The 13,039-nt window shown below is 34.0% G+C and carries 12 protein-coding genes and 1 tRNA gene; all 13 read right to left on the bottom strand.

What is annotated here, in order from left to right; genetic code table 11:
- The coding region (locus IAI56_RS16250; RefSeq protein WP_187657354.1) for a CBS domain-containing protein at positions 1-122 on the bottom strand (122 nt) is incomplete at its 3' end.
- Positions 123-194: 72 nt separating this feature from the next.
- Positions 195-1,010 (bottom strand): zinc-dependent peptidase, encoded by an 816-nt coding sequence (locus IAI56_RS07890; RefSeq protein ID WP_187657353.1) that lies wholly within the window; start codon positions 1,008-1,010, stop codon positions 195-197.
- A 56-nt stretch (positions 1,011-1,066) separates the two neighbouring features.
- Positions 1,067-1,140: transfer RNA gene (locus IAI56_RS07885), tRNA-Arg, on the bottom strand.
- Between the two features lie 47 nt (positions 1,141-1,187).
- Complete coding sequence (locus IAI56_RS07880) at positions 1,188-1,637, bottom strand: GatB/YqeY domain-containing protein (RefSeq protein WP_187657352.1); 450 nt, start codon at positions 1,635-1,637, stop codon at positions 1,188-1,190.
- A 292-nt stretch (positions 1,638-1,929) separates the two neighbouring features.
- Positions 1,930-3,861, bottom strand: a complete 1,932-nt coding sequence (ftsZ, locus tag IAI56_RS07875; RefSeq protein ID WP_187657351.1) for a cell division protein FtsZ — start codon at positions 3,859-3,861, stop codon at positions 1,930-1,932.
- 91 nt (positions 3,862-3,952) lie between these two features.
- Positions 3,953-5,332 (bottom strand): cell division protein FtsA, encoded by a 1,380-nt coding sequence (ftsA, locus tag IAI56_RS07870; RefSeq protein WP_187657350.1) that lies wholly within the window; start codon positions 5,330-5,332, stop codon positions 3,953-3,955.
- 6 nt (positions 5,333-5,338) lie between these two features.
- Complete coding sequence (locus IAI56_RS07865) at positions 5,339-6,061, bottom strand: cell division protein FtsQ/DivIB (RefSeq protein ID WP_187657349.1); 723 nt, start codon at positions 6,059-6,061, stop codon at positions 5,339-5,341.
- Positions 6,062-6,121: 60 nt separating this feature from the next.
- Positions 6,122-7,474, bottom strand: a complete 1,353-nt coding sequence (gene murC / locus IAI56_RS07860; protein ID WP_187657348.1) for a UDP-N-acetylmuramate--L-alanine ligase — start codon at positions 7,472-7,474, stop codon at positions 6,122-6,124.
- A gap of 82 nt (positions 7,475-7,556) precedes the next feature.
- Entirely contained in the window at positions 7,557-8,648 is a 1,092-nt protein-coding gene (murG, locus tag IAI56_RS07855; RefSeq protein ID WP_187657347.1) for an undecaprenyldiphospho-muramoylpentapeptide beta-N-acetylglucosaminyltransferase, read from the bottom strand.
- A gap of 1 nt (position 8,649) precedes the next feature.
- Positions 8,650-9,951, bottom strand: a complete 1,302-nt coding sequence (locus IAI56_RS07850; RefSeq protein WP_187657346.1) for an FtsW/RodA/SpoVE family cell cycle protein — start codon at positions 9,949-9,951, stop codon at positions 8,650-8,652.
- A gap of 60 nt (positions 9,952-10,011) precedes the next feature.
- A complete protein-coding gene (locus tag IAI56_RS07845) occupies positions 10,012-10,377 on the bottom strand; it encodes a four helix bundle protein (RefSeq protein ID WP_187657345.1) in 366 nt (121 codons plus the stop codon).
- Between the two features lie 29 nt (positions 10,378-10,406).
- Entirely contained in the window at positions 10,407-11,741 is a 1,335-nt protein-coding gene (gene murD, locus IAI56_RS07840; RefSeq protein WP_187657344.1) for a UDP-N-acetylmuramoyl-L-alanine--D-glutamate ligase, read from the bottom strand.
- A 44-nt stretch (positions 11,742-11,785) separates the two neighbouring features.
- The gene (mraY, locus tag IAI56_RS07835) at positions 11,786-13,012 is read right to left on the bottom strand and encodes a phospho-N-acetylmuramoyl-pentapeptide-transferase (RefSeq protein WP_187657343.1); all 1,227 of its coding nucleotides are present in this window, start codon (positions 13,010-13,012) and stop codon (positions 11,786-11,788) included.
- Positions 13,013-13,039 lie beyond the last annotated feature (27 nt).

Below are 13,039 nucleotides of genomic sequence, written 5' to 3'. Positions count from 1 at the left end.
ACAGGAATATGTCGGATGTGGTGTTTTTTAAATAAACCTTCTGCTTTGGTTAAATCATCAGTAACATTAAGTTTAACTACATTTTTGGTCATAATAGTTGCGACCGGAACACGTTGTTTCATGATTAAAAGTATTTGAATTATACTTTAAATTTACCGCTATTAATCCGCAAAAAATATGATAAAAATCAGTTATCAATGTCTATGATTTAACATTCTACTAACGTGTTTAAATAATACTGGAAACTCTTGTTTGAATTGGTTAGGAGTTTCAAAATAATGTTCAATTGCAACCGAAACAAACTCAAACGAATTGGTAAAAGCGTAAACTCTAAAATACTCCGATTCGATTAATTTTTGTCTGGCTTGAGGATTTTCGATTATCGTTAAAACTCGCTGAAAGTGTTTTTTAAATGTAAGCGAACTGGCATCTTGACCATATAAACTATGATGATGAATAACATGAGTAAACTCGTGAATGCCTAAATTCAAATTGTCATTGCTAAGCTCAAATGCTTCGTAGAAATGTTTCCACGAAAAGACAACAGCTTTCATTCTTGGATTGTATTCGCCTTTGTGGTATTGTTCGCTAAAAGTTGAATAATATTCTTCGGGGTAAATGATGATTTTATCAAAAGCAGTCAATAAAAAATGTCGCATACCAAAAGTTAGCATTACATAAGTTGCTGCAATTATCGTTTGAACTTCTTCGTTTACTACAATATTATCTCTGGGAATGAATTCATATTTTTCTAAAAAAAGAGTTACTCGATGGTTAAAATACTTTTTTCGTTTAGTGGATAATTTGTTGTAAAACTCAAATTTTTTAGTCAGTATTTTTTCTTGTTCTACAGAAATTTCTAGAAAATTGGTATATAAATGAATGTAAATTGGACGATGAAATGCTGCAATGTGTAATTCATCAACAAGTGCGAACAAAAAATTAAACACTAAACCAATGGTTATTGCTAAAGGAATTCCGATGATAAAAAAGAGTGGCCAATTTTCCATTGTTTAAAAATAGAAAATTCCCAAAACATTAAACTATGCTTTGGGAATTTATTTTGTGACCTCGGCAGGGTTCGAACCTGCAACCTTCGGAGCCGAAATCCGAAATTCTATCCAGTTGAACTACGAAGCCATTTTTTGAGTTGGAAGTTAGAAGATTAAAATTCTAGCTTCAGACTTTTAAACCAATAACTTTTTAACGATAGCCGAAATGGTTTTTCCTTCTGCTTGTCCGCCGATTTGTGCTGATGCTAATCCCATAACTTTTCCCATTGAGGCAATTCCTGATGCGCCAGTTTCGGCAATGATTTTTGATACGATTGCTTCTACTTCTGCTTCTGAAAGTTGTGCTGGAAGGAATTGTTCGATTACAGCTATTTGTGCTAATTCGGGTTCGGCTAAATCGGGACGGTTTTGGTTAGTAAAAATTTCGGCGCTGTCTTTTCGCATTTTTACTAATCGCTGAAGGATTTTTATTTCGTCGGCTTCTGAGATTTCTTCTTTTGAACCTGTTGCGGTTTGTGCTAATAATAGTTCTGATTTGATTGCTCGAAGTGCTTCAAGTGCTACGGTATCTTTTGAACGCATGGCTTCTTTCATTACGTCCATTATTTTTGTTTGTAAGCTCATTTTTTAGATTTTAAATATTAAATATTAGATATTAAATATTGGTTTTAGTGTTTATGGTTTGCTTTTTAGCCCCGATTGTAGTGGAAATCCTTTTTGTTTTTTTTGAAAAAAGCCCTTCGACTGCGCTCAGGGTGAGAAAAACAAAAAGATTGTAACGAAAAGCGGGAATATGGTTTATTAAAATGCCCGAACGATCGCTCCCGAAACTTCGAGATAAAAAGTGTTGCGAAGTTAAAAAAATAAACCCGAAAATGTAATGAATTTTCGGGTTATTGTTGTTGTTTTTTCTTTATTAGTCTACGTTGTCGTGTAGGAACGAATTGTTGGAACGCAATTGTGTGTCGTCATTGCTATCGGTTCCGAGCGACATTCTTGAGTTGTTGTTTTGAGTTTGTGCATTCAAATCAACTCCAAGTCTTTTGTAGGCTGGTTCTTTTTCCATTTCGTCTATTCTTGACGGGTTATTATGGAATTTGTAATTGAACTCTTTTAATTTTCTTCTTCTTTCGTCGGCTCTGTGTTTTAGGGTTTCTTCGATGGTCATTTCCATTGGTGAAACGTCTTCAAATGTTGGAGCGAATGTTGCGGCTGGTTTTTCAACTTCTGGCTGCTTCATGACGATGTTTAGTTCTTCGGCTACTGGTTCTTCTACGATTGTTGCGGCTGGTTTTGAGCCTAATAAATCGTTTTCTAGTTCCATGTATTCTTCTAATGAGTATTTGATTATGCCTTGTTCGTTTAGTTCGGTCATTGGAACTACTTGAACTGGTTCTTTTACGATGATGTTTTTTGTTTCGTCGTTTAGTTCAAATACTAATTTGTTTTCTTCTTTTGTTTCGGTTGAAGCTACTGGCAAATCGAATGAAAAGGTAATTTGCTCTTCTTCGGTTATGTTTTTTGCTTCTATTACGTTAATTTCTTTAACTTCTGGAGTTGTTACTTTGAAGTCGATATCTTTTATTGGCGAAACGATTTCGAAGGTTACGTCTAGGTTTTTTATGAATTGATTCATAGCAATCAATTCGTTTTCGTCGATAGCTGAGACTTTTGGTGTTTCTACTACTTTTTCTTCTTCGATTAGTTCAAAAACGATTTTTTCTTCTTTAACTTCTGTTGGAACTTCAGTTAAGGATTGAAATACTTCAACTGGTTTTTGAGTTAAATCACGCACTACTTTTTGTTCGTCTTCTAGTGTGTGAATTATTTTTGTTGATTCAGTATTTACAATTCCGTTTTGTTGTTCTACGTTAAATCCTGTTGCAATAATAGTTACTGCAACTGCATCGCCAAGAGTTTCATCTTCACCAACTCCCATAATGATGTTGGCATTGAAACCAGCTTCGGTTTGGATATGGTCGTTGATTTCTCCGATTTCGTCAATAGTAATTTCATTGGTTCCAGAAACGATAAGCAACAATACGTTTTTGGCACCTGTAATTTTATTGTCGTTTAATAATGGTGAATCTAATGCTGAAATGATAGCATCTTTTGCACGATTATCACCATTGGCAATAGCTGAACCCATAATGGCTGTTCCGCTATTTGCTAAAACGGTTTTTGCATCTTTTAAATCGATATTTTGCGTGTAATGGTGTGTAATTACTTCCGCAATTCCGCGTGATGCTGTAGCTAAAACTTCATCCGCTTTAGAGAAACCTGCTTTGAAACCTAGGTTTCCATAAACTTCTCTTAGTTTATTATTATTGATAACGATAAGCGAATCGACTTGTTTTCTTAAACGTTCAACTCCTTGTAAAGCTTGCTCTTGACGAACTTTACCTTCGAATTGAAATGGAATTGTAACGATTCCAACGGTTAAAATATCTCTTTCTTTTGCTAATTGAGCGATTACTGGCGCAGCACCTGTTCCAGTTCCGCCGCCCATTCCAGCCGTAATGAAAACCATTTTGGTATTGGTATCCAACATTTTTTCGATATCGGCAATACTTTCAATTGCTGATTGTTGACCAACATCTGGGTTTGCTCCTGCACCAAGTCCTTCGGTTAAGTTTACACCTAACTGAATTTTATTTGGCACTGGACTGTTTTGCAATGCTTGAGAATCAGTATTACAAACAATGAAATCTACACCTTTGATTCCTTGTTTAAACATGTGGTTGATTGCGTTGCTTCCGCCACCACCAACGCCTATTACTTTTATCACATTTGATTGATTTTTTGGTAAATCAAATGAGATGTTTCCAAATTCTGAGTTGCTTATCATACTATTTTGGTTTTGCTTGATTTTATTCTGTATTCTTTCTATTTTTTTGTTTCTTCTATACTGTAAACTCAGTATTGAAAGCTACTAAATTTTACTCGGCGTTGTCTAAGAAATCTTTGATTTTATCAACATATTTATCAAAAAACGAACGCTTAATTTTTTCACCCGTTGTTTCAGGTTGTTCTACCGCTTTTGGCTGTTCAACTTGCTCTTCTACAACTTCTTCTTTTACTTCAACTACTTGTTGAATAGTTTCTTTTGGTGCTACTTGTTGTACTTCTTTCAGTTCAATTTTATATGCACTGTTAGAATTATTAGCTATGCTATTCATCAATAATCCAACTGCTGTTGCGTATAACGGATTAGAAATTTCTTCGCTAGAATTGCCTGCCAAATGCTCGTTTGGGTAACCAATTCTTGTGTCCATTCCTGTGATGTATTCCACAATTTGCTTGATATGATTTAATTGAGAACCACCGCCAGTTAATACAATTCCAGCGATTAATTTTTTTCTTGGATCTTCGTGTCCATATGCTTTTATTTCATTAAAAACTTGCTCAATAATTTCAACTACACGCGCATGAATGATTTTTGACAAATTTTTAAGCGAAATTTCTTTTGGATCTCTTCCTCTTAATCCTGGAATTGAAACAATTTCGTTGTCTTTATTTTCTCCTGGCCAAGCTGAACCAAATTTTGTTTTTAATAATTCTGCTTGTTTTTCTATAATCGAACAACCTTCTTTGATATCATCAGTAATTACGTTTCCACCAAATGGTACAACGGCTGTATGACGAATAATTCCATCTTTAAAAATGGCTAAATCGGTTGTTCCACCGCCAATATCGATTAATGCAACACCAGCTTCTTTTTCTTCTTGACTTAAAACTGCATCTGCAGAAGCTAATGGTTCTAAAGTTAATCCAGAAAGCTCAATTCCTGAACTTTGAATACATCTTCCAACGTTTCTGATTGATGAAGCTTGCCCAACAACTACATGAAAACTAGCTTCCAATCTTCCACCATACATTCCAATTGGTTCTTTGATTTCGGCTTGTCCATCGATTTTAAATTCTTGTGGCAATACATGGATAATTTCTTCTCCAGGCAACATTGCCAATTTATTCACTTGATCGATTAAAAGTTGAATATCTTTCCCACTAATTACTTCTTCTGGATTGGTTCTAATCACATAATCAGTATGTTGAATACTGCGAATGTGTTGACCTGCAATTCCAACCACAACATCATTGATTTTGTATCCTGAATTGGCTTCCGCTTCGATTACGGCTTGCTGAATAGATTGTATTGTTTGAGTGATGTTGTTTACAACACCTCGAGCAACACCAAGACTTTTGGATTTTCCAACTCCAAGAATTTCAAGTTTTCCATACTCGTTTTTCTTTCCAATCATGGCAACAATTTTGGTTGTTCCAATGTCTAATCCAACGGCAATATTCTCTTTTTCCATAATCATCTATTTTATACAAACCACTTGTTGTGTAAACTTCAAGTTAATCTTTTTGTAATTGTTCAAAGTGCTATCTAAAACTGCTTTTTGAAAAAATGCTTTATAGTTTTTAAATTTTCTATCAATGTTAATAATTTTACCAAAATCGATGGTGTAATCGTAATTTCTATTCTGCATAATCAGGTTACCGCTGGACACAACTTGTACTCCAATGATATTTTTTTTCAAAAAATCATCTTCGTAAATCATCTTCAATACTTCAGATAATTTTTCGTTTTCAACAGCATCAATTTTGCCAGAAACTAGCGGAACTCTAGCCGAATAATTTTCAGACAACGACATTCTATTTCCTTCATAATCAATATAAAAAGAACCCGTTTCCTGAACTACTCTTCCAACTGGTGTTTTTTGTTTGACAACGGCTTTTAAAACCCCATCAACACTGACAAACAGCTCTGATTTTTGTATCAAATCATGATTATTGACAGACTTCTCCAATTTCTTCAAATCTAAACCTTCTTTGGTAATAGTTTTTGAGTGCTCATTTTTTTCTATTAACAATTTATTAACCATTGTTGGCAATAAAAAAGGTGTGTCTTCATCGATGATTTTTACATCAATTTTGGTTATTTTTCTATTCTCATTTCGCATGGAAGCAAAAGAAAAAAGAAATAGAACTAACATAATCATTAGTACTAATCTGATATTTGTCCATGTAAATAATTTCATATTTTTTATTTTATAAATCCTGATACTAAAAAATCAGGCAATTCATTATTCAACCTCCTATTATTCTTTGGCTAAAATCAATGAAGATTTAATTTTCGGAACTAATTCGCCAATATCGCCTGCACCAATTGTAACTATAATCGTAGCATTTGAATTTAAAATTTCATCAATTAATTCTGATTTTTGAACCAGTTTTTTATTCTCTTTTTTAACTTTAGACAATAACCATTCCGAAGTTATTCCTTCCATTGGTAATTCTCTTGCTGGATAAATATCCATCAATAATAATTCGTCAAATTGAGCCAAACTTTCTGCAAAACCATCGGCAAAATCTTTGGTTCTACTGAACAAATGAGGCTGAAAAATCGCCAATACTTTTTGATTTGGATACAATTCTCTAACCGCTTGATGAACAGCGTTAATTTCGGTTGGATGATGTGCATAATCATCGATATAAACTAAATTTTCAGATTTAATTTGATATGAAAATCGTCGTTGCACACCTTTAAATGAAGCCAAGGCGTTAGCAATGTCACTGGTTGGGGTGCCAAATGTTTTTGCCATCGCTAACGCCATCAAGGCATTCATTAAATTATGATGTCCAGGTAACCCGAACGCAATATTTTCAATTGTTTCTGATGGCGTTTCCACATCAAAAACATAACTACTATTTTCTACTCTAATGTTCTTTGCGGTGTAAGTTGCACCGTTATTTATCCCAACAGTTAAACCTTCGAGCGGCAAACCTTTTGGTACAAACAATTTGGTTTTGTCCGAGACTTTATCGGCGAATTCTCGAAACGAGTCTTCAATAGCCGATTTATCACCATAAATGTCCAAATGGTCAGCATCCATGGATGTTACACAAGCAATATCTGGATGTAGATGTAAAAACGAACGGTCGAACTCATCGGCTTCAACAACCGAAATTGTTTTTCCTTTTCCGATTAAGTTGGAATGATAATTTTCGACAATTCCGCCAAGGAAAGCCGTAACGTCTGCTCCACTTTCGTATAAAATATGACCAAGAATACTCGATGTTGTCGTTTTCCCGTGTGTTCCAGCAACTGCAAAGCAAAATGTATCTTTAGTTATCAATCCTAAAACTTCTGCACGCTTTTTTATGTTATAATTTCTTTCCAAGAAAAAATTCCATTCAGAATGCGAAACAGGAACAGCTGGAGTAACAATAACCAATGTGTTTTCTATATAATATTCTTGTGGAATTAAATTGATATTGTCTTCAAAATGAATTTGCATTCCGCCTGCAATCAATTCATCGGTTAACATGGTTGGCGTTTTGTCGTAGCCCGAAACATTCTTTCCAATGTTTTGAAAATAACGAGCCAAAGCACTCATTCCGATGCCTCCAATTCCTATAAAATAGACGTTATGTATTTGGTTTAAATTCATTTTCAATATCAAAATTCAATTACAACTTCAAAAATCAATGTTAAACTTAAAATTCAAATTTCATCATTGATTTTTGTCATTACTATTTTATCAACTTTATTATCTCTTCAACTATATCTTTGGTTGCATTTGGTTTTGCCAAGCTTTTTATGTTTTGGCTTAATTCTTTTTGCAAACTTTCATTCGAAATTAAATTGGAAAAAGTTGTTTCAAACTTTTCATCTAATTCATTTTCTTTTAAAAGAATAGCGCCATTTTTATCGACTATCGCTTTTGCATTTTTAGTTTGATGATCTTCGGCTACGTTTGGTGATGGAATAAAAATTGTTGGTTTTCCTACCAAACATAACTCTGAAACTGATGATGCGCCAGCACGAGAAATCACAAAATCTGCTGCAGCATAAACCAAATCCATTCTATCAATAAAATCTAAAACCTGAACATTTTTTCCATCTGAAAAATGTTTGTATTCGTTAATATAAAACTTCCCGCATTGCCAAATCACTTGAATATCTTTGGAAACAATATTGTAAATTTCTTTTTCAATCAATTGGTTAATTCTTCTTGCGCCTAAACTTCCGCCGAGAACCAAAAGCGTTTTCTTATTTCTATCTAAATTGAAATGAGCGATTGCTTCTTCCTTTTTATTTTCAATATTCAACAAATCTTCACGAACCGGATTTCCTGTTACAACAATCTTTTCTTTTGGAAAAAATCGTTCCAAATTATCATACGCAACACAAATTTTATTTGCCTTTTTGCTTAACAATTTATTGGTTATTCCTGGATATGAATTTTGCTCTTGAACTAGAGTTGGAATGTTTCTGCTATTTGCCACTTGCAATAATGGTCCAGAAGCAAAACCGCCAGTTCCAATTACAACATCAGGTTTGAACTTATTTATTATTTGACGCGATTTCCACAAACTGCTTATCAATTTGAATGGAAACATCATATTTTGAACCGTCAATTTTCGTTGTAAACCAGCAATCCACAGACCTTCAATTTTATATCCAGCTTGAGGCACTTTTTGCATTTCCATTTTGTCTTTGGCACCAACAAAAAGAAATTCCGCATCAGGGAAACGCGATTTTAATTCATTCGCAATAGCAATTGCTGGATAAATATGTCCGCCAGTTCCGCCACCACTTACTATGAATTTTAATTTTCTCATGCTAATTTTTCTTCAAAATTGGTTCCAATGGATTTGCCTTGTCTTCAATAGAGAAATCCTCATTTTCATTTATCTTTTCCTCTTCTTCGTCTTCTTGTAATTGTTTATCGATTAGCTTTTGCAACGCAATTTCACGCTTCTCTTTTTCGGCTTCGTCTTGTGCTATTTCTTCTTCTTTTCTGGTTACCGAAAGTATAATTCCCAATGCAATACATGTCATCCAAATGGAACTTCCGCCGGAACTGATTAATGGTAATGTTTGTCCTGTTACTGGAAATAATTCTACAGCAACTGCCATATTGGTCATCGCTTGAAAAATTATGGGAAATCCAAGTCCAACGACGACTAGTTTGGCAAAAAGTGTTGGCGATTTATGAGCTGCAATTACAAATCGGAATAGTAATAAAAGATACATTGCTAGCACCGAAAATGCGCCAATCAACCCGTATTCTTCAACAATAATTGCATAAATAAAATCGGAAGACGATTGAGGCAAAAAGTTCTTTTGAACACTTTTTCCAGGTCCAAGTCCATAAATTCCACCAGAAGCAATTGCTATTTTTGCTTTTTCGATTTGATATACATCTTCATCTGGTTTATCTGAGGCGAAATTGTCAATACGTTTCATCCATGTATCAACACGGTTTGGAAATGCATCGGGAAAAGCTTTGGCAACCAAAATGAAAAAGGTCAAACCTGCAATTCCTGCCGCAAGAATAACTCCAATGTATTTTAGCGGATATTTTCCAATGAATGTTATCATGATTACCATTGAAAAAATCAACGCTGCTGTTGAGAAATTGGCTGGTAAAATTAGTATTAGCGTGATGAAAACCGGCAACCAAAGCTCGATAAGCGATGACTGAAAAGTGACTGGTGTTTCGCGTTTTTTGGATAAATATCTTGCTACGTAAACGTACAATACAATTGATGCTAACGTTGATGTTTGAAACGTAATACCAACGAACGGAATTTGTATCCATCGGCTAGCGTTTGCTCCATCGATTACTGTTCCTTTCATCAACGTGTAAGCCAAAAGTATCCAAACCACTGGAAGCATTATCCATGAAATGGTTTTGAAATAATGATACGGAAATTTATGGATTTTATAAATAATGAAAAACCCAACGAAAATTTGTATTCCGTGTTTTAACAAATAGGTAAATGCGTTTCCAGAACCGTGACGCATATAAGCCAAATTACTACTCGCGCTAAAAACAGGCATAAACGAAAACAACGCCAATAGGGCAACGAATGCCCAAATGACTTTATCTCCTTTTAAATTTGTAATTAACTCTTTCATTGTAATATTAAATATTAGATTTTAAATATTAAATATCGTGACGATATAATAATTTCGTTACTATTTGTTATTTATTCTGTTGTTTACTGTTTTTAATGTTGACACAAAAATGGCAACCAATTCACTTGCTTCTTTCATAATTAAATCCAAATCTGATGCTTGTTTAATCCAATTCATTTCTTGAATTATTTCTAACCAAAACTGACATTCATCAGCTTCTTCAAGAACTATATTTAATTTTGCAACAAACTCTTTATCACTTCTAGCTCTACAAACTGCTCTGTAATTTGCTCCAACAGAAGTTCCGCTTTTTGCCAACTGATTAATTACAACTCTACTCGAGATAGAATTAGGCATAATCTCAACTAATTCTAATATTCTCAAAGAAAATGCTTTTGTTCTATTTTTCAGTTGCTCGTTTGTCATATTTAATATTTAAAATCTAATATTTAATATTACAAATTTCTCACCGCTGCTTTGAACTGGTTTCCTCTGTCTTCGTAGTTTTGAAATAAATCAAAACTGGCGCAAGCTGGTGAAAGCAATACGTTATCGCCTTTTTCGGCAATGTGTTTTGCGGTATTTACGGCATCGCGCATATTGTCAACTTCTACCATCATATCGACTACGTCAGAAAAGGCATCGATGATTTTTCTGTTATCAATTCCAAGACAGATGATGGCTTTTACTTTTTCGCGAACTAACGACATCAACTCGGAATAATCATTTCCTTTGTCAACTCCACCAACAATCCAAACTGTTGGTACATTCATACTATCAAGAGCAAAGAATGTAGCGTTTACATTGGTTGCTTTGCTATCGTTGATGTATTGCACATTTTGGATTTTTAGCACTTTTTCTAAACGATGTTCTACACCTTGAAAATTAGATAAGCTTTCTCTAATAGTTTCTTTTCTGATTTTCATCAATTGCGCTACCGAAGTTGCTGCCATTGCGTTTTTCATGTTGTGTTTTCCTTCCAATGAAATGTCGGTTGTTTTCATTGCAAATTCTTCGTTGTTGATAGAAAATTCCATAGTGTCGTTATTTATAAATGCTCCATTTTTCATTTTTTTAAGCAATGAAAAAGGAATTAATTGTGCTTTTGTTTTATTGTTTTGCAACCAGTTTGAAATGGCTTCGTCATCATTATCATAAATCAGATAGTCGTTTTCATCTTGGTTCATTGTTATTCTAAATTTTGATGCGATATAATTTTCATATTTATATTCGTATCGGTCTAAATGGTCTGGACTTATGTTGGTTATTACCGCAATATTTGGCTTATAATTTATGCATCCATCGAGCTGAAAACTACTTAGTTCTAAAACGTAAACATCAAAATTTTCTTCGGCTACTTGCCATGCAAAACTTTTTCCGATGTTTCCTGCTAAACCGACATTTAATCCTGCTTGTTTAAGCAAATGATAGGTTAACATTGTCGTGGTTGTCTTTCCGTTACTTCCTGTTATTCCAATGGTTTTGGCATTAGTAAACTGAACTGTAAATTCAATTTCGGAAATGACGGGAATTCCTTTTTCTACCAACTTTTTTACGATTGGCGCTTTTTCGGGAATTCCTGGACTTTTCATCACGACATCAGCATTTAGGATTTTGTCTTCCGTATGCTTTTCGTCTTCCCATTTTATTTCATATTGATTAAGAACGTTTTTATAATCTTCTTTTATTTTTCCAAAATCGGAAACAAAAACTTCGTATCCTTCTTTTTTTCCTAGAATTGCTGTTCCAACTCCACTTTCGCCACCGCCTAAAACCACTAATCTTTTCATCTTTCTTTTTTAAAACATTAAGAAATTAAGTTCATTAAGATTTCTTATCGTAATTTTAAGGTTACTATTGAAACGATTGCTAGTAATATTGTTACAATCCAAAAACGGGTAACGATTTTACTTTCGTGATAGCCTTTCTTTTGATAATGATGATGTAATGGCGACATGAGGAAAACTCTTCGACCTTCGCCAAAACGTTTTTTAGTGTATTTGAAATAGGTAACTTGAATAATTACGGAAGCACTTTCGGCAAAGAAAATAGCACATAAAACTGGTAGCAACATTTCTTTTCTAACAGAAATTGCCAAAACAGCTATAATTCCACCGATGGTCAAACTTCCTGTATCGCCCATAAATACTGATGCTGGATAAGAATTGTACCAAAGAAATCCGATTAATGCTCCAACAAATGCAGCAATAAAGACGGTCATTTCTCCCGAATTTGGTATGTACATCACATTGAGATAACTCGACAAAATGATATTACCCGAAATGAAGGTGAAAATTCCAAGTGCGAGAACCGATATTGCTGATGTTCCAGCGGCTAAACCATCTATTCCATCAGTAAGATTTGCTCCATTTGAAACTGCTGTGATGATAAAAATCACAATTGGAATAAACACTAACCAAGCCCAATTTTGATAATCATCAGTAAATGGTTTTAAAATTTGAGCATAATCTAATTCGTTGTTTTTTGTAAACGGAATTGTGGTTGTGGTTGATTTATGTTCCACTGGAATTTGAGAAATCACATTTTCAGTTTGGTTGAATGTAATTGGCGTAGATGACTTTTCTCTGACGGTTACGCCAGGATGAAAATACAAAACCGAACCTACGATTAATCCCAAACCAACTTGACCAATCACTTTAAAAATTCCTTTTAAACCTTGTTTGTCTTTTTTGAATATTTTGATGTAATCGTCAATAAATCCAATTGTTCCCATCCAAAGCGTGGTTACAATCAACAATAAAATGTAAATATTATTTAGTTTCGTTAATAAAACTACTGGAATTAAAGTTGCAATAATGATGATTAATCCACCCATTGTTGGTGTTCCTGCTTTTTGAGTTTGACCTTCTAAACCCAATTCGCGAACGGTTTCGCCAACTTGCTGATTTCTTAAAAAAGTGATGATTTTTTTACCATAAATAGTAGAAATCATCAACGAAAGTATCAAAGCCAACGCCGAACGAAACGTAATATATTGAAACACTCCAGTTCCAGGAATGTCTAATGTTTTGTCTAAATATTCAAATAAGTAGTATAACATAGTTTATGTGTTTATGAGTTTAAAAGT

The organism is Flavobacterium macrobrachii (assembly GCF_014486675.1).
GTDB lineage: Bacteria > Bacteroidota > Bacteroidia > Flavobacteriales > Flavobacteriaceae > Flavobacterium > Flavobacterium macrobrachii.
Note: the sequence above shows the minus strand (reverse complement) of the source record. Positions and strands in the feature narration are given on the sequence as shown.